Annotated in this window: 19 protein-coding genes; 13 read left to right on the plus strand and 6 right to left on the minus strand. The window is 71.3% G+C overall.

Features of this window, described 5'->3' with window-relative positions; translation table 11 throughout:
* The first annotated feature begins 79 nt into the window (after positions 1-79).
* From EJC51_RS41995 to EJC51_RS42020, 6 genes are all read left to right on the plus strand, one after another.
* A complete protein-coding gene (locus tag EJC51_RS41995) occupies positions 80-1,210 on the plus strand; it encodes an ROK family protein (protein ID WP_244363091.1) in 1,131 nt (376 codons plus the stop codon).
* A 276-nt stretch (positions 1,211-1,486) separates the two neighbouring features.
* Positions 1,487-2,809, plus strand: a complete 1,323-nt coding sequence (locus tag EJC51_RS42000; protein ID WP_126275898.1) for an extracellular solute-binding protein — start codon at positions 1,487-1,489, stop codon at positions 2,807-2,809.
* 124 nt (positions 2,810-2,933) lie between these two features.
* Positions 2,934-3,854 carry a carbohydrate ABC transporter permease gene (locus EJC51_RS42005; protein ID WP_126275899.1) on the plus strand — a complete coding sequence of 307 codons (921 nt, stop codon included), beginning with the start codon at positions 2,934-2,936 and terminating at the stop codon, positions 3,852-3,854.
* Complete coding sequence (locus EJC51_RS42010) at positions 3,851-4,753, plus strand: carbohydrate ABC transporter permease (protein WP_126275900.1); 903 nt, start codon at positions 3,851-3,853, stop codon at positions 4,751-4,753. The genes EJC51_RS42005 and EJC51_RS42010 overlap by 4 nt, the downstream gene beginning before the upstream one ends.
* A 2-nt stretch (positions 4,754-4,755) precedes the next feature.
* Positions 4,756-6,447, plus strand: coding sequence for a hypothetical protein (locus EJC51_RS42015; protein ID WP_126275901.1), 1,692 nt, complete (start codon positions 4,756-4,758; stop codon positions 6,445-6,447).
* A gap of 13 nt (positions 6,448-6,460) precedes the next feature.
* A complete protein-coding gene (locus EJC51_RS42020) occupies positions 6,461-8,290 on the plus strand; it encodes a hypothetical protein (RefSeq protein WP_126275902.1) in 1,830 nt (609 codons plus the stop codon).
* A 50-nt stretch (positions 8,291-8,340) separates the two neighbouring features.
* On the opposite strand, the gene EJC51_RS42025 is transcribed toward EJC51_RS42020, so the two are convergent.
* Positions 8,341-9,186, minus strand: coding sequence for an NAD(P)H-binding protein (locus tag EJC51_RS42025; RefSeq protein ID WP_126275903.1), 846 nt, complete (start codon positions 9,184-9,186; stop codon positions 8,341-8,343).
* Positions 9,187-9,283: 97 nt separating this feature from the next.
* On the opposite strand from EJC51_RS42025, the gene EJC51_RS42030 reads away from it, so the two are divergent.
* Complete coding sequence (locus EJC51_RS42030) at positions 9,284-9,658, plus strand: winged helix-turn-helix transcriptional regulator (RefSeq protein WP_387767095.1); 375 nt, start codon at positions 9,284-9,286, stop codon at positions 9,656-9,658.
* On the opposite strand, the gene EJC51_RS42035 is transcribed toward EJC51_RS42030, so the two are convergent.
* Positions 9,643-10,314 carry a nucleoside/nucleotide kinase family protein gene (locus EJC51_RS42035; RefSeq protein WP_126275904.1) on the minus strand — a complete coding sequence of 224 codons (672 nt, stop codon included), beginning with the start codon at positions 10,312-10,314 and terminating at the stop codon, positions 9,643-9,645. The two genes, EJC51_RS42030 and EJC51_RS42035, sit on opposite strands and share 16 nt — an antisense overlap.
* A gap of 108 nt (positions 10,315-10,422) precedes the next feature.
* Here EJC51_RS42035 and EJC51_RS42040 point away from each other — a divergent pair, with 108 nt between their 5' ends.
* The 5 genes from EJC51_RS42040 (at position 10,423) to nicT (ending at position 15,903) form a co-directional block, all read left to right on the plus strand.
* A complete protein-coding gene (locus tag EJC51_RS42040) occupies positions 10,423-10,818 on the plus strand; it encodes a YybH family protein (protein WP_126277343.1) in 396 nt (131 codons plus the stop codon).
* A 168-nt stretch (positions 10,819-10,986) separates the two neighbouring features.
* Positions 10,987-12,459 (plus strand): hypothetical protein, encoded by a 1,473-nt coding sequence (locus tag EJC51_RS42045; RefSeq protein ID WP_126275905.1) that lies wholly within the window; start codon positions 10,987-10,989, stop codon positions 12,457-12,459.
* 265 nt (positions 12,460-12,724) lie between these two features.
* Positions 12,725-13,660, plus strand: a complete 936-nt coding sequence (locus EJC51_RS42050; protein WP_208870777.1) for a lysylphosphatidylglycerol synthase domain-containing protein — start codon at positions 12,725-12,727, stop codon at positions 13,658-13,660.
* Positions 13,661-13,775: 115 nt separating this feature from the next.
* A complete protein-coding gene (gene prcB, locus EJC51_RS42055) occupies positions 13,776-14,630 on the plus strand; it encodes a proteasome subunit beta (RefSeq protein ID WP_126275906.1) in 855 nt (284 codons plus the stop codon).
* A 133-nt stretch (positions 14,631-14,763) separates the two neighbouring features.
* Positions 14,764-15,903 (plus strand): Nickel transporter NicT, encoded by a 1,140-nt coding sequence (gene nicT / locus EJC51_RS42060; protein ID WP_208870778.1) that lies wholly within the window; start codon positions 14,764-14,766, stop codon positions 15,901-15,903.
* A gap of 6 nt (positions 15,904-15,909) precedes the next feature.
* Here nicT and EJC51_RS42065 read toward each other — a convergent pair whose 3' ends face one another.
* The 3 genes from EJC51_RS42065 to sthA form a co-directional block, all read right to left on the minus strand.
* A complete protein-coding gene (locus EJC51_RS42065; RefSeq protein ID WP_126275907.1) occupies positions 15,910-16,860 on the minus strand; it encodes a hypothetical protein in 951 nt (316 codons plus the stop codon).
* An 11-nt stretch (positions 16,861-16,871) separates the two neighbouring features.
* Positions 16,872-18,344 (minus strand): APC family permease, encoded by a 1,473-nt coding sequence (locus EJC51_RS42070; protein WP_126275908.1) that lies wholly within the window; start codon positions 18,342-18,344, stop codon positions 16,872-16,874.
* 290 nt (positions 18,345-18,634) lie between these two features.
* Complete coding sequence (gene sthA / locus EJC51_RS42075; RefSeq protein WP_126275909.1) at positions 18,635-20,044, minus strand: Si-specific NAD(P)(+) transhydrogenase; 1,410 nt, start codon at positions 20,042-20,044, stop codon at positions 18,635-18,637.
* A gap of 115 nt (positions 20,045-20,159) precedes the next feature.
* Here sthA and EJC51_RS42080 point away from each other — a divergent pair, with 115 nt between their 5' ends.
* On the plus strand, positions 20,160-21,290 hold the full coding sequence (locus EJC51_RS42080; protein ID WP_126275910.1) for a sulfite oxidase: 1,131 nt from the start codon (positions 20,160-20,162) through the stop codon (positions 21,288-21,290).
* Positions 21,291-21,327: 37 nt separating this feature from the next.
* On the opposite strand, the gene EJC51_RS42085 is transcribed toward EJC51_RS42080, so the two are convergent.
* Complete coding sequence (locus EJC51_RS42085) at positions 21,328-21,534, minus strand: hypothetical protein (protein ID WP_126275911.1); 207 nt, start codon at positions 21,532-21,534, stop codon at positions 21,328-21,330.
* Positions 21,535-21,580 lie beyond the last annotated feature (46 nt).

A 21,580-nucleotide genomic window follows, 5' to 3' on the forward strand; every position in this document is an offset into this window, starting at 1 on the left:
CCGCCTCCCGCCGAGTCGATCGAACGCGATCGAACCGGGAGCGCGGCCCGTGACCTGTGGGGGATATGTGGAACACGACGTGGCGATCGCCCCCCGTCTGACCGAGAGCGCGAACGCTGTCTTCACCGTGCTGGCCGAGGCGGGCAGTGCGACCCGGCCGCAGCTGGCGAGCCTGGCGCGGCTGTCGAAGCCGACGGTGTCCTCCGCCGTCGCGGAGCTGGAGAGCGTCGGGCTCGCCGCCCACTCCGGCACCGCGTCCAGCGGCACGGGCCGCAACGCCGCCGTCTACCGGCTCGGACCCGCCGCCGGTGCCGTACTCGCCATCGACCTGGGGCCGGCCCTCACCCGGGTTCGTGGCTGCGCCCTGGACGGCTCCCTGCTCGCCGAGGCCACCGGCTCCCGGGCCGACGCCGCCGACGTCGTCCGCGAGGCGCTCTTCACGCTGCCCGCGGACGCGCCCATCCGCTCCATCGTCGTCGCCGTCGGTGACGTCACCGCGCAGCAGGACGGCGCGGGCATGCGGCCGGCCACCGCCAAGGCCGGGCCCGTCTTCGACGCCGTGGCCGTCACGCTGCCCCGGGGGGTGCCGGTGCACCTCGAGAACAACGTGAACTGCGCCGCCCTCGCCGAGCTGCACGAGGGTGCCGCCCAGGGCCGGCACACCTTCGGCTACCTGCGGATCGGCGTCGGTATCGGTCTCGGCATCGTCGTCGGCGGCCGGGTGCTCTCGGGCGCCAACGGGGCCGCCGGAGAGCTCGCCCGGCTGCCCTACCCCTGGGACGACGACCGCCAGCCCCGCCACGAGGCGCTGGAGGAGTACATCGGCGCCCGCTCCCTGCTGCGCCGGGCCGCGGAGGCCTGGCGGGACGGCGAGGGGCCCTGCCCGCACACCGCGGAACAGCTCTTCGCGCTGGCCGGCGAGGGGCGGCCCGCGGCCCGCGCGGTCGTCGACCGGCACGCCGTGGACGTGGGCCGGCTGGCCGCCGCCGTGACCGCAGTGCTCGACCCGGGACTGATCGTCCTCGGCGGCAGCACCGGCTCCGATCCGCAGCTCCTGCCCGGGGTGCGCGCCGAGCTGCACCGGCTGAGCTGGCCCACCGAGGTCGTCAGCAGCACGCTCGGCGAGCTGGGCACCGTCGTGGGGGCCGCACGGCTCGCGGTGGCGCGGGGAGTCCAAACCGTGACCCACACCGTGCGGACGAAGGATTGACGGTTTCGCATCGGTCTGCCAATGTCCGGACAAGCGCTTTCTAAGCCGGTCGGGAACACCGGCTCAGGGTGAGCGTCCCGGCCGTACGTGACGTACGGCAGCCGCACGGGGGTGAGCTCGTGCGACGACGGCCCTCATGGCCGGGGATCCCACCCGTCAAGGCGACGCGGCCGGGCGAGGCCGCGCCCTGGGAAAGCACCCCTTTCTTGCACAATGCACCCGTGCCGCCTCCGTCGGCGCCGTGCTCCGTCCCCTAACCACGAAATGGGATCGAAGATGACCACTGTGGGTGTGCGGCGCTCTCGCCGACTCGGCCGCGGCGGTGTGCGCCGCCTGGTTCCCCTCGCTGCCGTGGCCTCGGCAGGTGCCCTGCTGCTGACCGCCTGTGGGGGCGGCTCCGGCTCGGGCGGCACCTCCAAGTCGCTGACGTTCTGGATCTCCACGGTTCCGGGACAGGACGCGGGCTGGAAGAAGATGGTGGCGCAGTACAAGAAGGAGACCGGCGTCGCCGTCAAGCTCGTCAACATTCCCTACGACGGCTACACCACGAAGCTGCACAACGCTGCGCAGGCGAACTCCCTGCCCGACGTCGCCGCCGTCCCGGCCCTGGACCCGATCTGGTCGAGCAAGCTGCTCGACCTCAAGTCCATCGCCGACAACAAGAGCAACAAGATCAACCAGAACTTCCTGGCGAAGGACTCGTCCGGGAAGGTGCTGTCCATCCCCTCGGACGTCACCGCGTCCGGCATGTTCATCAACAAGTCGCTGTTCGAGAAGGCCGGCGTCGACTTCCCGACCTCGCCCGACAAGACCTGGACCTGGGACGAGTTCATCAAGGCGGCCAACAAGGTCCGCGAGAAGACCGACGCCAAGTACTCCCTGACCTTCGACCAGTCGCCGTCGCGACTGCGCGCCATGGTGTACGAGCTGGGCGGCAAGTACGTCCACGCCGACGACTCCGGCAAGTTCTCGGTGGACGAGGCGACCAAGAAGGCCGTGAACACCTTCGTCGGCTGGAACGACGACAAGACCATGCCGAAGTCGGTGTGGACCTCCGGCGCCGACCCGTCCGCCATGTTCCAGAGCGGTGACGTGGTCGCCTACTGGTCCGGCGTCTGGCAGGTCGCCTCCTTCGCGGACAGCATCAAGAAGTTCGAGTGGGCGAGCGTCCCGACCCCGGCGCAGCCGGTGCAGGCCAGTGACGTCAACAGCGGCGGCATGGTGGTCGGCTTCAACAACAACGGCGACGCCGCCAAGGCCGCGACGAAGTTCCTGACCTGGCTGTACGAGCCGGCCCACTACAAGGTGCTGTGCGAGACGTCCGGCTTCCTGCCGGTCGAGAGCGGTCTGAACCCGCAGTACCCCTTCAAGTCCGAGGCGGCGCAGGCGGCGTTCAAGCTCTACAACGAGGAGATCCCGCTCTACGACCCGATCTCCGGCTACTTCAACAACGCTCAGACGGAGTGGGTGCTGAAGGGCAAGAGCCTCACCGAGGACCCGACCAAGACGGAGCTCGGCAAGGCGATCAACGGCCAGCAGTCGGCCGACAAGGCCCTGCAGAACATCGTGGACGGCTACAACCAGCAGGTCGGCGGCTGAGCGCAGGCCACCAGCGCCCGGGCGGCGGCGTCCTGACCCCGCCGCCCGGTCCCGACGCCCGCCTGACGCCGGGCTCAGGGCCTGAGCCCGCAGCAATCCCTTCCACCAGCACGGAGACAGGAAGATGACAAAACGCGCCTCGGTCGTGTCGGTGAGCTCGCCGAGTCCGCCCAGGAGACGCAGCAAGTACACCCTTGCGCCGCTCGTCCTCATCGCGGCCAACGTCGTGCTCTTCTCGCTGTTCTTCGTCTGGCCGGCGGTGATCGGGCTCCTCTACTCGTTCACGAACTACACGGGCGTGGGGGCGTTCCAGTGGATCGGGCTGGACAACTACCACAACCTGTTCGGGGACTCCACGTTCTACGACGCGCTGACCCGGACGCTGCTGTACACCGTCCTGTTCGTCCCGCTGAACTTCGTGGTCTCGCTGCTCGCCGCCAACCTGGTGGTGAGCAAGCACGCCAAGGGCGGGTCGGTCGCCCGGGTCGTCTTCTTCATCCCGTGGCTGCTGTCGCCCATCGTCGTGGGTGTCCTGTGGCGGTGGATGTTCGGTGAGAACTTCGGACTGGTCAACTACGTCATCGAGAAGTTCGGCGGAGACGCCGTGCCGTGGCAGTCGAACGCGGACCTCTCGCTGCTCGTGGTGGTGATGGCGGCGGCCTGGGCCTGGACGGGCTTCACCATGCTGTTGTTCATCGCGGCCATCAAGAACGTACCGGTGTCGTACTACGAGGCCGCCTCGCTCGACGGCGCCGGCCCCTGGCGTCAGTTCTTCAGCATCACCCTGCCGAGCATCGCCCCGACCTCGTTCATCGTCATCCTGCTCAACACGATCAACGCGATGAAGGAGTACCCGGTGTTCGTCGCCCTCAACAACGGCGGACCCGGCACGTCGAACAACCTGCTCGTCCAGTACATCTACGAGACCGGCTTCAAACGGGGCCAGATCGGCTACGCGAGCGCCGCGTCGTTCGTGCTCATGCTCATCCTGATGGCCGTCGCGATCATCCAGCTGATCGTCAACCGGCGGGTGGAGAACCGATGACAACCACAGACATCCCGCGCCCGGCAGACGTCGGCTCCAAGGGGAGCATCTCCAAGAAGCGGCCCCGCAAGGTGGCCACCGGCGGGCTCCGGCAGGCGGTGTCCGCGACGGCACTGCTGTGGTTCATGGCGTTCCTGTACGGCTTTCCGGTGCTGTGGTTCGTCCTCAGCTCCTTCAAGCCGGCCAGCGACCTGTTCTCCTATCCGCTGACGCTGGTCCCGCACAACCCCACCCTGTCGGGATTCAAGGCGGCGTGGGACAGCGCCAACTTCTCCCAGTACTTCATCAACACGGCCCTCGTGTGCGTGATCACGACGATCCTCACCGTGGGTGTCAGCTGCTGCACCGGCTACGCGCTGGCCAAGTACGACAACAGATGGCTCAAGGCGTTCTTCATCTGCATCCTGGCCACCACGATGCTGCCGGGCGAGGTCATGCTCGCCCCCGAGTTCCTGGTGGTCCGCAACCTCGGCCTCTACAACTCGTTCGCCGGCATCATCCTCCCGGCCGTGCTCACCGCGACCGGATGCTTCATGTTCCGCCAGTTCTTCCTGACGGTCCCCGACGAACTCGTGGAGGCGGCCCGCATCGACGGCGCCAAGGAGCTGTCGATCTTCCTGCGGATCATGGTGCCGCTGTCCCGGCCGATCATGCTGACCCTCGCCATCCTGTCCTTCCAGTGGCGCTGGAACGACTACATCTGGCCGCTGCTGATGCTGAACGACCCGAACAAGTTCACCGTCCAGATCGGCATCCAGAGCATCGTCGGCGCGCAGAACATCAACTGGTCGGTCCTGCTGGGCGCGTCGGTCATCTCCATGATCCCGCTGATCGCGATCTTCCTGGTCTTCCAGAAGTACGTCATGGGTGCCGACATCAACGCCGGACTGAAGGACTGATCTTGCCCTCCCCGCTCGACCACGAGTTCGTCCGCGCGGCGGCGCTCGCCGCCGACGGGTCGGCCGACCCGTCGGCGGAGTTCGTCGAGCCGCACCGCGCCCTCGCCCGGCGGGTGAAGACGCTGGTCGCGGCGTACCGCTCGCCGGAGTCGGCCCTGCACGGCAGCGAGCGGGCCGTCGCCGCCGCGCTGACCCACCTGCGTGCCCTGCGGTCCGTGCAGACGGCCTCCGGCCTCTTCGCGGGCGGCGACAACGTGCAGTCGCCGCCGGACTCCGCGTTCACCGTCAACGACGTGTGCGACGCGCACGTCCTCGCCGCGGGCGCGGGGCCCGAACTGGCCGACGTCACGGCGGCGCTCGCCGAGATCGCCGGCGCCGCCACCGGCGCTCTCCTGACCGGCGGGGTGCACACCCCGAACCACCGCTGGGAGCTGTCGGCGGCGCTGGCCCGGCTGCACCGGTCGTTTCCCGACGACCGGCTGCTCGCCCGTGCCGAGGAGTGGCTCGCCGAGGGCGTCGACATCGACGCGGACGGCCTGTACTCGGAACGCAGCGCCGTCTACGCGTCCATCGTGACCAACCCGGCGCTGCTGTTGCTGGCCGAGGTGCTCGGGCGTACCGACCTGGTGGACGTCGTCGAACGCAACCTCACCGCGACCCTGGACCTGATCAGGCCGGACGGCACGGTGGAGACCGTCCACTCGCGCCGCCAGGACCAGCGGATGCCGTTCGCGCTGTGGCCCTACCTGCCGCACTACCGGCTGCTCGCGATCCGCACCGGCCGGGGCGACTTCGCCCGCGCGGCCCGCCTGGCGGCCGCCGACGGCATCCACGACCCCGACCTGCTCGCCCAGACCCTCCTCACCCCGGATCTGTGCCGCACCCTGCCGGCTCCGGACGCGGAGCGGCTCCCGCGCGACCGCTACCTCGCCACCGCACGTCTCGCCGCACACGCCTCCGCCGCCGCGCACACCGTGGTGTACGGCGGCTCCGACGTGCCCGAGCACCGGCGCATCCGCTCGGGCCTGGCCTGCAACCCCACCTTCCTGCGCCTGTTCGCCGGTGCCGCCGTCCTCGACGCGGTCCGCCTCTCGCGGGTGTTCTTCGACCTGGGCCCGTTCCGCGCCGCCCACATGGAACGGCTCGGCGACCACCGGTACCGGCTCACCCAGACCCTCACCTCCGCCTACTACCAGCCGCTCCCGAAGGACCGCAGGCGCGACGACGGCGCCTACCGGCTGGTGGACGAGGGCCGCTTCTCCGCGGCGATGGCCTTTCCCGACCGCCCTCAGGACGAGGTCTCCCACACCACCCGGGTCGACGTCGACCTGCGGGACGACGGAGCCGACCTGCGGATCGACATCAGCGGCCCCACGGTGCCCTGGGCCCTCGAACTGACCTTCCGGCCGGGCGGCGAGCCGCAGGGCGCCGTACCGCTGGGCGACGGACGCTGGTGCATGACGACCGAGCCCCTGACCTACCGCGTCGGCGACGACGAGATCCGGGTCGAGGCCGCCGTCGAGACGGGCGAACCGCTCGCCGGCCCGGACCGGAGCGACGTACTGCGCTACGACCCGGGACAGGACTACACCGTGGCCGGCGGCACCGACGCCACGACCGGGAACCGCGTCTACCTCGGTGGGCACGGCCCGCAGACACTGACCCTCACACTGCGCGCCACCTCTCAGGCATGAAGGGCTGATCTCCTTGCACCTCCCACGCCAGCTCGGCCCGCTGCACGACCTGCCGGACACCCCCGAGGCGTACGACGCCGTCCTCGCCGACGTCACCGAGCAGGCCCTCGCCCGCCTCACCCCCGAGGGCAACCTCGAACACCCCGACTGCGACGACGACATCGGCGACACCTCCCTCGGCATCACCTCACTGCTCGCCTTCGCCTGGCAGCGCACCAAGGACGACCGACTGCCGGAGGCGGTCCGCCGCAGCCTCGCCTTCCATCTGCGCGAGCGCGTCTACGTCGACGACAACCCCGGCTACCCGAACCTCAGGGTCCGCAACTCCGGTCTGCCGTACGCCCGTTACACCCTCGCCGCCGGCGCCCACCCCATCGGCGACTGGCCGAGCACGGTGTGGGCGCTGCTCCAGGCGGTGAACCTCCTGGACACCGCCGACGGTCTGGTCGACGACGCCCAGCGCGCCGAACTCCTCGACGTGGCCCACGGATACTGGCGCTGGCTCACCGAGGCGACCTTCTTCAACCCGCAGGAGGCCGGCAACCAGGCGATCGGCTGTGTCGTCGGCGGCCTGATGCTCGCCCGCCATCTCCCGCCGGAGGAAGGCGAGCCGGTCCGCGCCCGCGCGATCGAGCTGTACGTCGAGAAGATCCGCGACCACCGGGTCGCCGACCGGGGCGCGCTGCTGCCGCCCGAGCACGGCGGGGCGTACGACAACAACTACGGCCCGATCTCCCTGTCCTTCCTCGCCCAGGCCCACCGGGTCAGCGGCGCGGAGATGTTCGCCGAGGACGGCGAGGCGCTCGCCCGCTACATCGACGCCCGCCTGACGAACGGCGGCTTCGACAACGGCGGCCCGCGCTACAGCGAGCAGCACTCCGCCTTCGAATCGGTCCTGGGACTGCGCTACTTCGGCGCCCGCATCGGCTCCGACCTCGGCCGCTACCGGGGCGACAGCCGCTGGGCCCGGCACGCGGTCAAGGGCGACGGAGGCGTCGACGGCCACTTCGCGTGGATGCTGGTCTGGCAGATCCAGGACACCACCCGCTGGCACCGGGAGCCGTCGACCGCCCCCGCCCGGCACCAACTGCGCGCCGGGACGGTCTCGGTGGCCTTCGACGACCGCATGACCCCGGCGCTGGTCGAGGCCGCCGGGACCTACTACCTCCCCGCCGCCGTCAACCGCCAGCACGGCTTCGGCCCGGTCGTCGACGGCTTCCTGCTGTGCCGGCCGATGGGCGAGGTCCGCGTCCGCGACCTGCGCACCGACGGCCTCACGGCCAAGCTCGTCACCAAGCCCGCCGTCGGCCGCGACCACGTCCTGCGCCATGTGCGGTCCCTGTACGTCACCGACGGCACGAGCCTGTGGACGACGGTCGCGGTGGAACGCCTCCCCGGCACGCCCTATCTGCTCGCCGGGCTGCCGTACGCCGCGGACGACGGCGACCGGGTGCGCCGTACCTCCGACGCCGAGGTCGTCGCCGCCGGTGAACTGCGGTTGACGCACCCCGAGTCGGAGGGTGTCGACCACTTCGACGCCCGTTCGCACCAGACCCAGGAGCAGGCGGCGTTCGCGCTCGCCGCCGACCCCCGGGGCTACGGCAACCCGGACGAGGGCTGGCGGCATCTGGTCTCGTCGACGGCCCTGGAGGCCGGGCCGGTGCCGGACGCGCCCGAGGACCTGCACGTCTTCGCGGTGCGCTACGGACCCGGCCGGCAGTTCCTGCCGACGTTCGAGCAGGGCCCCTCCGGCCTGACCGTCCGCACCGAGGCCTTCACGGCCGTCATCGGCGAGCCGGCCGGAGACGCCCACGGGGAACCGGAGTTGACGCTGCACGCGTGATCCGGAGGATCACCGCGAGTCTCCTCCTGCGGTGATCCTCCGGAGCGGCCTCAGCGGAACGCGGCCGCGTTCCGGCGCGCCCACTCCGCGAACGACCCCGGCGCCCGGCCCGTGACGCGCTCGACGTCGGGGCTGACCCGCTGCTCGACCGCCGTGGGTGCGCCGAGGACGTCGAGGGTGGTGTCGGCCACCGGCTCGGGCATGAACCGCAGCAGCCGCGCCCGGGCCTCGTCCCGGCCCAGCTCGACGAACCGGACCGGCTCGCCCACCGCCTCCCCGAGGGCCGCCGCCTGCTGACGGGGCGTCACGATCGCGGGGCCGGTCAACTCGTAGGCCTGGCCCGCGTGTCCGTCCTCGCGCAGGGCCACCGCGGCCACGGCCGCGATGTCGGCCGGGTCGACCGTGGGCAGCCCGGTGTCGCCGAACGGCGCGGCGACGGTGCGCTGTTCGCGTACGGACTCCGCCCACTGGAACGCGTTGGAGTGGAAACCGCCCGGTCGCAGCAGCGTCCAGTCCAGGCCCGACTGCCGTACGGCCTCCTCGATGGCACGGCCGGTGCCGCCGTGCGAGGCCGACTCCGGCCTGGTCAGCACGCCCAGCGAGGACAGCAGCACGATCCGCCGTACCCCGCCGGCCTTGGCCACGTCCAGCAGATGCGGCACGTCGAGCAGATGCGCGACGGGACCGCCGTCGTGCAGGAACAGCGCCTCCGCGCCGTCGAACACGGCCCTGAGACTCTCGGGGTCCGTCAACTCCGCCCGCCGCACCCGGACTCCGTCCGGCACCTCCCCCTCGGCGATCCGCCGGGACGTCGCCGTCACCCGGGCACCGGATGCGGCCAGATTCCGGACGAGCTCCCGGCCGACGTTCCCCGTCGCCCCCGTCACCACGATCATGAGCAACTCCCTTGTGAAACCGGCCTTGTCGCCGGTGAAGGGACGCTAACACCGTGGATATAGTAGGTACCTAGAGGAAAGTGACTACCTCGGAGGGATGCGGATGCGGGTCGCGGACACCGCCACGGAACCTGAACTCGCCTGCCCCATAGGCCCGGTCGTGGACATCGTGTTCAGTCGCTGGACCACGCCGATCCTGTGGAGCCTGCACGCCCACGGCCGGCAGCGCTTCGTCGAGCTGGAGCGGCGCATCACCAGGATCACGCCGAAGGTGCTGACCCAGCGGCTGCGCCAGCTGGAACGGGACGGGCTGGTCGTGCGGACGTACCACCCGGAAGTGCCGCCGCGCGTCGAGTACGAGATCAGCGAGCTGGGCCGCAGCCTCGCCCCGCTCTTCGCGCACCTGGCCGAGTGGTCGACCGAGCACCTCGGCGAGGTGGAGGAGGCCAGACAGGCCTACGACACCGCCTGACGCCCCGGTGTGTCGAGGGTGGCGACCGGCACGATCAGGTCCGCCCGGTCCCGGGTCGTCGCGACCAGCTCGGCGTTGCGCTGGTCCGTGCGCAGCACCCAGGCCACGGCCTCCTCGTGCCCCTTGCCGAACTCCTCGTGCCGGGCCACCAGGCGCCGGATCCGCTCGCCCTCCTCCAGCTCGCAGAACCACACCTCGTCCAGCTGCTCCCGCACCCGCGGCCACGCGCCCGTGCCCAGCAGCAGATAGTTCCCCTCGGTCACCACCAGCCGGGCGGACGGCGGCACCGGTACCGCCCCGGCGACCGGCTGCTCCAGCACCCGCTCGAAGCCGGGCGCGTACACGACGTCGTCGCCGTCCTCCTCGGCGCGCAACCGCCGCAGCAGCGCCGCGTAGCCCGCCGCGTCGAAGGTGGGAGGGGCGCCCTTGCGGTCCCGCAGCCCCAGCCGGTCCAGTTCGACGTCGGCCAGATGGAAACCGTCCATGGGGACATGCGCCACCCACGGCTCGCCGCCGGCGTTCAGCTCGCGCACCAGCGTCTCGGCGAGCGTCGTCTTGCCCGCGCCGGGGCTGCCCGCGATGCCGAGGATCGCGCGCCGGTCGCCCCGCGCGAGGGAGCGGGCGCGAACGAGCAGGTCGTCGAATGTCAGCGGCACACTGGAGAGTGTGCCACCCGGTCATGCGCCGACCATGGCCCGGGACGCAGGGAGAGGGGGACGTAGGAGGGAGCCGCCACCGTGTCCGAGGAGACCGACGAGACCGCCGTGACCGACGACGCCGCGCAGATCCGCGCGCTGATCACGAAGTGGGCCGACGCCGTCCACCGGGGCGACCTCGACGGCGTCGTCGCCGACCATGCCGAGGACCTCGTCATGTACGACGTACCGGCGCCCCACCACGGCATCCACGGTCTCGCGGCCTACCGCGCCGCCTGGCCGCCGTTCTTCGCCTGGCAGGCGCAGGGCGCCTGCTTCGACATCGACACCCTCGACGTCACCGCCGGCCCCGACGTCGCCTGGGCCCACGCCCTGCTGCGCTGCGCGACCCCCGAGGAACTCGCCGAACGCCCCACCCTGCGGCTGCGGCTGACCTTCGGTCTGCGCAAGGAGAACGGGCGCTGGCTCGTCGCGCACGAGCATCACTCGTTCCCCCACGACTGACCCGCCCCATCCGGAACCCCAACCATATGACCGATCGTCATACAGGTGGACGAACATCGCGCTGCGCACGGCGCGGCTGCGGGTTAATTTGTCCCTGTTTCTGTTCTTTTTACGGCTCCTGACCAGGGCCGAACGCCTCCGTGGCATCGACGGGGTAAGGGGTGGACGATGGCGCACGGCATGAATGCCCTGCTCGCCGAAGGACGACGGAGTGACAGGGTGACCGTGCCCGTCACGTTCCGGCTCTGGCGGGGCGACGCGCTGCTCGCGGCCGTCGCCGGGGTCTTCGTCCTCGCGCAACTGCTGCTCGTACGGCCGGGAATGGGCCTCGGCTGGGACGAGGCGGTGTACGTCAGCCAGGTCGGCTCCGGCGCGCCGCCCGCCTTCTTCAGTGCCCCGCGCGCCCGCGGCGTCTCCCTGCTGGTGGCGCCGATCGCCTCCTGGTCGACGTCCACGGAACTGCTGCGCGTGTACCTCGCCGTGCTCTCCGGACTCGGCCTCTACCTCGGCCTGCGGGTGTGGCACGGACTGTTCCGGTTCCGCGTCCTGGCGGGCGCGGGGGCGCTGTTCGCCTCCCTGTGGGTGACGCTCTTCTACGGCCCGCAGGCCATGCCCAACTACTGGGTCGCCATCGGCGCGCTCATCGCCGTGGGCAGCTTCCTGAAGGGCCGCGTGTGGGGTGTCCTGGCCGGCGCCGCCCTCATGGCGTGGATGCGGCCCACGGACGCGGTGTGGGTGACGGTGCCCCTGGTCGTGTTCGCGGTCGCGGCCCGGCGGTGGCGGCCGCTCGCCGCGCTCGTCACGGGGCTCGCCCTCGGCGCGGTGCAGTGGATCATCGAGGCGTACGTCTCCTTCGGCGGCCTGGGCGAGCGGCTGCACGAGGCCTCCCGCATCCAGGGCGGCCTCGGCTGGAACATGGCCGTCGACGACCAGCTGCGCAGCCTGGCGGGGCGCGCGCTGTGCCGGCCGTGCACCGGATCGATGCCGAATCCGCTGGTCACCGCGTGGTGGTACGTCCTTCCGGTGATCGCGGTGCTCGGGCTCGTCATCGCCGTCCGCGCGGGCCGCACCGAGCGCACCCTGGTACCGCTCGCCTGTGCCGTCACGGCGGCCGTCCCGTACCTTTTCATGATCGGGTACGCCGCACCGCGCTTCCTGCTGCCCGCCTACGCGCTGCTCGCCCTGCCGGTCGCCGACGCGCTGTTCCACCTGGCCACCAGGCCGAACGGCACCTGGCGTCCCGTGGCCGCGACCGTGCTGGCCCTCGGCCTCACCCTGCATCTGGCCGTCCAGCTGAGCGTCCTGCACCGCACGGTCTCCAACTCCACCGCCTCCCGGCAGGGATGGGAGCGCACCGCGGCCGAACTGCACCGCCTCGGCGTCAGCCCGCCGTGTCTGCTCACCGGGCACGAGGCCATCCCCGTCGCCTACTACACGGGCTGCTCCTCCGCGGCGACCGGCGGCCACAACGCCAACTCCACCGCGGCCGAGATCCGCGACACGGCCCGCCACATCCCGGTCGCCTACCTCACCGCACCGGACGGCGCCACGGCCCGGTACGCCCGCCACTGGACGCCGTACCAGACGGACGGGGTACTGGTACGACTGGCACCGCCGGGCCCGGCCGGTGATGGCAAATGACGCCCGTGCCGGTCGGGGCCGGTGAGTGGTGGCGGATGGCGTCCGTGCCGGTCACGGCTGGCGAGCGGTGGCGAGTGATGCCCGTGCCGGTCGGGGCCGGCGGGTGGTGGCGGATGGCGTCCGTGCCGGTCACGGCCGGAGGTTGGTGGCGGATGGTGTCCGTGCCGGTCCGGTCCGGAGGGCGGTGGCGAGTGACGTCCGTGCCGGTCGGGGCCGGTGCGGGGCTCGTGCGGTCGGCGTCTCCGGGTTCCGTCGGTGGTGTGCGGTGACGTCCGGTCCGGTCGTCGTCAGCCCTTCTCGAAGACGCGTCTACGGGCAGACCGTCGTCACCCTCGCCGTCCTGGTCGGCATCGCCTGTCTGGCCCGGCGGCACTGGCCGATGCTGGAACGCGGGGCCGTGCGGCTCGCCGTCGCCGACCAGGGCTGGCTGCTGGTGGGCGCGGTCGCCGCCGCCGCGACCTGGGTGTGTGCCGCGCTGGCCCAACAGGGCGCGGTCGTACCGCGGTTGCCCCAAGGGCGCCTGGTGGCCGCGCAGTTCGCCGCCGGCGCCGCCAACCACCTGCTGCCCGCCGGGCTCGGCGCCGGTGCGGTGAACCTCCGTTTCCTGATGCGCTGCGGTCTGACCGCGGGGCGCGCCGTGAGCGCCCTCGCCGTGAAGGGGGCCGCCGCCGCGGTCGTCCGGGTGGTCCTGACCGTCACCCTCGTGGCGGCCTGCCCCGGCATGCTGCGGATGCCGCTGCCGCACCTCGCGGTCCTCGCCGCCCTGTGCGCCGCCGTCGTGTGCGTGGCCCTCCTGCTGGCCTGGTCCCGGTGCCGGCGCGCGCTCGCGACCGTCCTCGCGGACATCAGGGCCGTACACGCCAACCCGCCCCGGGCGGCGGCGCTTTGGGGCGGCCAGCTGGCCTTCGCCGCCCTGCACGCCCTCGTCCTGATCGCCGTCTCCCAGGCCGTCGCCCTCTCCCTGGCCCCGGCCCGAGTGGCCCTCCTTTACATCGCCGCCAGCAGCGCCGCCGCGCTGTTGCCCACGCCCGGCGGCCTCGGTTCGCTCGACGCCGCCCTCGCCTTCGCCCTCACGGCGAGCGGCGCCCCGGGCGCGGCCGCCGCCTCCGCGGTCCTCGGCTACCGCCTGCTGACGGTGTGGCTGCCGCTGATCCCGGGGCTGGTGGTCCTGGCCGTACTGGTACGCCGCAAAGCCCTCTGAACCCCACCGGCACAACCCTTTCGGCCCGACCGGTCCGAGCCCAACCCGTGTTTCCGCCCACGGCACTTCAGGTAGGACTCGTTTGTCGGCCCGGAGACCACCAGGGGGGAACACGATGACGGCGAGTGAGCAAGGCGGGCGGCTGGGGGAGGAGTTCTTCACTCCAGGGACCTCGTCCTTCACCGAGTTCCTGACCGCCCACCGCCCGGACCTGCTGCCCACCCGCAAGCCGTTCCCGGACCACGTCCGTGCCGCCCCCGACCGCTTCCCGCACGGCACCACCGTGCTGGCCCTCGCCTACCGCGACGGCGTGCTCATCGCGGGCGACCGCAGGGCCACGATGGGCAACCTCATCGCCCAGCGCGACCTGGAGAAGGTGCACCCCGCCGACGACCACACGGCCGTCGCCTTCGCGGGCACTGTCGGTCTCGCCCTCGACATGGTGAAGCTGTACCAGGTCGAGCTGACGCACTTCGAGAAGATCGAGGGCATCCCCATGACCCTCAACGCCAAGGCCCGGCGGCTGGCGGGCATGATCCGGCAGAACCTCGGCCAGGCCATGCAGGGCCTCGCGGTCGTACCGCTGCTCACCGGGTACGACGACGCGGCGCCCGAGGGTGAACGGGGCCGCATCTTCAGCTTCGACGTCGCCGGGGGCCTGTACGAGAAGCAGGACTTCCACGCCGAGGGGTCCGGTTCGCCGTACGCCCGGGGCGCGCTGAAGAAGCTGTTCCGGCGGGGCATGTCCCGGCGCGATGCCGCGCTCGCCGCCCTCCAGGCGCTGTACGACGCGGCCGACGACGACTCCGCGACCGGCGGCCCCGACATCGGCCGCCGCATCTTCCCGATCGTGTCGGTCATCACCGAGGACGGCTTCGAGCGGCTGGCGGAGCCGGAGACGGAGGAGCTCAGCCGGGAGATGGTGGAGCAGCGCCGGTCCCGCCCGGACGGCCCCAACGCGACACCCTGACCCCTGCCACCACGCTCTTTCCCCTCCCGTGGGGAAGATCTGCCACGGCCTTTACTGCACATGAGTTGCAGTTACCGGAGGATGGCACAAGGCTGCTTGTCGCGGCCGCTTCACCGAACGAAAGATCCTCCCGATGCCGGTCGCCCCTGACTCCGCTCCGCCCCTCCCCGCCTCGGCCACCGGAAACACCGGGGCATGGCAGCGCGTCCGCGGCTCCATGACGCGTGAGGAGTGGATCAGGGTCGGGGGGATGGCCGCGTTCATCCTCGCCCTGCACGTCATCGGCTGGTTCACCCTGGTCGTCCTCGTGGCGCCCGAGCACTACAGCGTCGGCACGAAGTCCTTCGGCATCGGCATCGGCGTCACCGCGTACACGCTCGGCATGCGGCACGCGTTCGACGCCGACCACATCGCCGCGATCGACAACACCACCCGCAAGCTGATGGGGGAGGGGAAGCGGCCGCTGTCGGTCGGCTTCTGGTTCTCGCTGGGCCACTCCAGCGTCGTCTTCGGCCTGACCTTCCTGCTCTCGCTGGGCGTGAAGGCCCTCGCGGGCCCGGTCCGCGACGACGACTCCTCGCTGCACGACGTCACGGGCCTGATCGGTACGACGGTCTCCGGGACCTTCCTGTACGTCATCGCCGGCATCAACCTCGTGATCCTGGCCGGGATCTGGAAGGTGTTCCGCCGGATGCGCTCGGGAGACTTCGACGAGGCCGCTCTGGAGGAGCACCTGAACAACCGGGGCTTCATGAACCGGCTCCTGGGCCGTGTGATGGGGTCGGTCACCAAGCCGTGGCAGATGTACCCGCTCGGCCTCCTCTTCGGCCTCGGTTTCGACACCGCCACCGAGGTCGCCCTGCTCGTGCTGGCCGGCTCGGGCGCCGCTTCCGGACTGCCCTGGTACGCGATCCTGTGCCTGCCCGTGCTGTTCGCGGCCGGCATGTCCCTGCTGGACACGATCGACGGCACGTTCATGAACTTCGCCTACGGCTGGGCCTTCTCCCAGCCGGTCCGCAAGGTCTACTACAACCTCACCATCACCGGCCTGTCCGTCGCCGTCGCCCTGCTCATCGGCACGGTCGAACTCCTCGGCCTGCTCGCCGAGAAGCTCGACCTGCACGGCCCGTTCTGGACCTGGATCGCCGGCCTCGACCTCAACACCCTCGGCTTCGCCGTCGTAGGCCTGTTCGTGCTGACCTGGATCGTCGCGCTGGTGGTGTGGAAGGCCGGCCGGATCGAGGAGAAGTGGACGGCGGACCTGGCCGACTGACCCCGCTCACGGCCGAAGTTCCTTGCGCCACTTGAGGATCTGTTTCTCCGGATCTCCCGTGTACGACCACGGGGTACGTGTGGCGAGGGCGCCCTGGACGCGCAGCAGCGGGCCCGCGATGTCCGTCAGGCCCGCGTAACAGGCAGCGTGGGTCAGGTAGTTGAGGTCGCGCAGTTCGCCGGGGGCGACGCCCCGCGGGCGGTCGGCGAACCAGCGCTGCCAGGTGCGGCGTACGTCGCTGACGGCGCCGTCGTGGGTCCAGTGCTCGGCGAGGCCGACCGCGGACCGGCGCCCCTGGGCCGCGTCCAGCGCGTAGCGGTACTCCTCCACGCGGGCGTACTGGACGAGGACCGGCAGCGCACATCCCGGCGGTGCCACCCCGGCGGCGTCGCGGGCGAAGTCGTACATCAGGCCGTGCGTGCCGTGCCAGCGGGACGAGTAGTAGTGGAGTATCTGGAGGTGGCCCTCCACGCTGTACGGGTCGCGGCGGTGCAACTCGTCCCACCAGCGCGCCAGTTCCTGTCTGCGCACCCCGGACGGATAGAGCCGGGCGACGGAGATCAGGGAGATCCACGGCGTCGGATCGTCGAGGTAGGCGTCGGCGGCCTGGAGGCAGGCGAGCACGGCGGTGTCGATGCGCTGCTGGTCGATCGGCACGCCACGGCCCGCGGCGATCGCCAGGTTGAACGCCCGGGCCGTCTCCGTCGCCGCCCGCAGCACCAGCGCGTCGGCGCTGTGCGGTTCGGCGGCCAGCCAGGACTCGGACGTCGAACTGCTCGCGCAGGCCTGCGCGAGCAGCCGGACGCGGTGGCCGCGGCTGAGCCAGTCCGGGCCGGTCGCGCGCAGCAGCTCTCGCAGTCCCTGCCAGCGGCCGATGACGATGTCGTGGCGGGCGTCGGTGAGGGCCCTGTCGCCGCAGTCGGGGTCGAAGTCGAGGGTGAAGCGGTCTCGCGCCATTACCGGCTCCCTCAGAAGTCGGTGGGGAGACCCTCGTGGGCACGGGACTGCGCGACCACGAGGCGGTCGGGGACGTAGTCCGTCTCGACGGTGCGCGTGGCGTCGAGTGCGGCGGGCCGGTAGTAGTCGCTGCCCTGTCGCCAGTACCAGAGCATCGGCAGCAGTCCGACGGCGAGACCGCCGATGCCGATGGTGATCGCGGCGGCGCTCAGCTCGCTCAGCGACTCCACGAAGACCCAGAACATGAACACGGCGCCCAGCAGCGGCCACAGGCCGCCGAGCAGGAAGTGGGCGGCCGATCTCAGCAGCGTCTTGCGGTAGGCGACGACCGCCGCGAGGCCCGCGAGCCCGTAGTACACGGCGATCTGGAGGCCGATCGCCGAGATCGCGTCGGAGAGGATGTCGCCCACCGTGCCCAGCAGGTTGGAGGCGATCAGCATCACCAGCGCCACCACGCCGACCACGCCGATGGCCACCGACGGCGTGTTCCAGCTGCGGTGCACCTTGCCGAGCGCGGACGGCATCGTACGGTCGCGGCCCATCGCGAACAGCGAGCGCGTGACCTGGATGAGGGTGGTCTCCAGTGTGGCGATGGTCGACAGCATCACCGCGACGATCAGCAGCTTGCCGCCCCAGCCCGGCCAGATCTCCTCGCCCAGCACGGCCAGCACATTGGCGTCGTTCTCCTCGATCTGCCGCGACGACAGCACCACGTTCACGGCGATGGTGAACGCCTCGAACAGCAGGAAGACGACGCCCACTCCGATCAGGCCCGCGAGTCCGGTCGTACGACGGCTGTTGCGGGTCTCCTCGGAGAGGTTGCTGGTGACATCCCAACCCCAGTAGTAGAAGGCGGCGATGAGCGCCCCGGACGCGAAGCCGGAGACCCCGTCGAACTGGCCGAAGCCGAACCAGGACCAGTCGAAGGCGCGGGCGTTGTCCGAGTGGAAGAGGGCCAGCACCGCGAACAGGGCGAGTATCGCGAGTTCGATGCCGGACATGAGCAACTGGGCGCGGACGGTGAGCCGGGCGCCGCCGAGCACCACCAGCAGCATCACCACGAACCAGCCCGCGCCGACCAGCGTCGACAGCGCGGTGTTGTCGGCGAGTCCCTCGTCGAACAGGGCCAGCGTCATCGATCCCGCGGGCAGCGAGCCGGCCACCATGAAGAGGGTCGCCGACACCACCAGCGCCCAGCCGCTGAGAAAGCCCAGGAACGGGTGGAGAGTTCGGCCCACCCACGAGTAACTGGCGCCCGCGTTCACGTCGATACGGCTGAGCCGGCTGAACGCCAGGGCGATGCCCAGCATGGGGACCGCGCAGTACAGGAGGGCGGCCGGGCTGGCGAGGCCCACCGCACCGACGAGGACGGCGGTGGTGGCGGCGATCGAGTACGCCGGGGCGCTGCCCGCGACGGCCATCACCACCGTGTCGAAGGTTCCGAGGGCGCCTGCTTGCAGCCCTCTGCCCCTGTTGTTGCTCATGACTTGCTGCTTTCCGTCGTGCACGACGCGGGGGCGACCAGGACCCCGACGGCGTAGGGGGGTGGGGGGTGGAACCCGCCTCCCACGGCGAGGGATGGCCTCGGGCAAGGGGCGGCACAAAGGGGGGCGGCAGACACCGTTCAGCACTGCGTCGGCAGACGGTCACACCGTGTGTGCGAGTGATGATAGCCCTACCCGTCGGCCTTTCAAGATTGGCCGGAGGGGAATCTCCCGCTTCCAACTCCGCCGCAGGTCAGGAGCGTTGCCCGGGGCGGAGCCGGAGGCTGCGGTCAGTCGCCGATGCGGTCGATCTGGCGGAGCTTGTTGGTGGCGTCCAGGGCGGCGACCTTGTAGGACTCCGCGAGCGTCGGGTAGTTGAACACCGCGTCGACGAGATAGTCGACCGTGCCGCCGCAGCCCATCACGGACTGGCCGATGTGGATGAGCTCGGTGGCGCCCGTCCCGAAGCAGTGCACGCCGAGCAGGGTGCGGTCCGCGGGGGACACCAGCAGCTTCAGCATGCCGTGCGAGTCGCCGATGATCTGCCCGCGGGCCAGCTCCCGATAACGGGAGATACCGACCTCGAACGGCACGCTGTCCTCGGTGAGTTGGTCCTCCGTCCGGCCCACGAAGCTGATCTCGGGAATGGTGTAGATGCCGATGGGCTGGAGGTGGTGCATCCGCCCGACCGGCTCCCCGAAGGCGTGGTACGCGGCCGAGCGGCCCTGCTCCATCGACGTCGCGGCCAGCGCCGGGAAGCCGATGACATCGCCGACGGCGTAGATGTGCGGCACCTCGGTGCGGTAGAACTCGTCGACCGTGATCCGGCCGCGCCGGTCCGCCGACAGACCGGCCTTGTCCAGGTCGAGGTCGTCGGTGAGGCCCTGCCGGCCCGCCGAGTACATCACGGCGTCGGCGGGGATCTTCTTGCCGCTCTCCAGGATCGTCAGCGTGCCGCGCGGATGCCGCTCCACCGCGGCCACCGTCTCCCCGAACCGGAAGGTCACGGCGAGGTCCCGCAGGTGGTACTTGAGCGACTCGATCACCTCGACGTCGCACAGGTCGAGCATCCCGGCGCGCTTCTCCACCACGGTGACCTTGCTGCCGAGCGCGGCGAACATCGACGCGTACTCCATGCCGATGACGCCCGCACCGACGATGACCATCGAGCGCGGCACGTGCTCCAGGGCGAGGACGTTGTCGGAGTCCATGATGGTGCGCCCGTCGAACTCGACACTGTCCGGCCGGGCCGGCCGGGTGCCGGTGGCGATGACGATGTGCTCGGCGCTCAGCAGACGTTCGTGACCGGTCACCTCGCGCAGGGCGACGGTGTGGGCGTCGACGAAACGGCCGGTTCCGGCGTAGAGGGAGACATGGTTGCGGGAGAGCTGGCTGCGGATGACGTCCACCTCGCGGCTGACCACGTGCTGGGTGCGGGCGGTCAGATCGGCGACGGTGATGTCCTCCTTCAGCCGGTAGCTCTGCCCGTACAGATCGCGCTGGGTGAGACCGGTGAGGTACAGCACCGCCTCGCGCAGGGTCTTGGAGGGAATGGTGCCGGTGTGGATGGAGACCCCGCCGACCATGTCGGGGCGGTCGACGACGGCCACCCGGCGGCCCAGTTTGGCCGCGGCGATGGCGGCCTTCTGGCCACCCGGGCCGGATCCGATGACGAGCAGGTCAAAGTCGAAGTCGGGCACCCTCAGGAGTGTGACAGTTCAACGGCCCGCTCCGGAAGAGCGGACAACTCCCTGGCGCTGATGATCAGTTGAGCGGCGGGGTGCCGAGTCCGCCGCGCGGCGCGACAATGCCGTCATGGGCCATCGACTCGACGACGTGAGCGCCCCCGCCCGGCTGGCCGCCCCCGACGAGGGCATCGGCCGGGACGAACTCGCCCTCGCGACCCGCAACCACGGACTCCCGCTGGAAGCCCTCCGCTACGACATCACCCCGCCGGGCCTGCACTACGTACTGACGCACTACGACATCCCGTACGTCCCCGACGACACGGAGTGGCAGCTCACCGTCGGCGGCCTGGTCCGCCGCCCGCTCCGCCTCACCCCCGCCGACCTGCGGGCGTTCCCGCGGGTCACCACCCGGGTGACGCTGGAGTGCGCGGGCAACGGCCGGGCCCTGCTGACGCCCCGCCCGGTCAGCCAGCCCTGGCTGGTCGAAGCCGTCGGCACCGCCGACTGGACCGGAGTGCCGCTGCGGCTGCTCCTGGAAGAGGCCGGCGTCGAACCGGGCGCCGTGGACGTGGTGTTCACCGGTGCGGACCACGGCGTGGAGCGCGGCGTCGAGCAGGACTACCAACGCGCCCTGCCGATCGGTACGGCCACCGGCACCGAGCCGGAGGTGCTGGTGGCGTACGCGATGAACGGCGCCCCGCTGCCACCGCAGCACGGCCGCCCACTGCGCCTGGTCGTGCCCGGCTGGTACGGCATGGCGCACGTGAAGTGGCTGCGCGAGGTCACCGTCACCGACACCGCGTTCGAGGGATTCCAGCAGTCCGTCGCCTACCGGCTGCGCCAGCACCCCGGCGACGCGGGCGAACCCGTCACCCGGATCGTGCCGCGCGCCCTGCTGGTGCCGCCGGGGTTCCCGGACTTCATGTCCCGGACCCGCGTGGTCCGGCCCGGTCCGCTGCCGCTGGAAGGACGCGCCTGGTCGGGGCGGGCGCCCGTGACCCGCGTCGAGGTGAGCGCGGACGCCGGCCGGACCTGGCAGGAGGCCGAACTGGAGCCGGCCGCAGGACACCGCTGGGCCTGGCGCCACTGGCGCTCCACCTGGACGGCGACACCGGGCGAGCACACGCTGACCGCGCGGGCCACCGACGCGGACGGCCACACCCAGCCACTGGCCCAGCCGTGGAACCGCGGCGGCTTCGCCGTCAACCTCGTCCAGCGGGTGCCGGTCCGCTGCCTCGACGAGGACGCGCACGGCTGAAGGGCCCGACGCGGGCCGGGCCCGGAAGGTCGTACGGCTACGGCAGCAGCTTCTCCAGCGCGGCCGGCCCCTCGGACTCCAGCTTGCGCCTCGCCCACTCCAGGTTGCGCGGGGTCAGGTCGCGACCGGCGGCGAGCACCACGTCCTCGGCGGACACCTCGGTACCGGTCCGGGTGTGCAGCAGGTCGTCGGGGGTGGCGCGGTCCTCGGAGGGCCCGGCCGCTTCGGGCTGTGACGTCGGCATGATGTGTGCTCCTCGGGTCGTCGTCGGGTCCGATATCACCATTCAC

Origin of the sequence: Streptomyces aquilus (genome assembly GCF_003955715.1) — a bacterium.
GTDB classification, from domain to species: Bacteria; Actinomycetota; Actinomycetes; order Streptomycetales; family Streptomycetaceae; genus Streptomyces; species Streptomyces aquilus.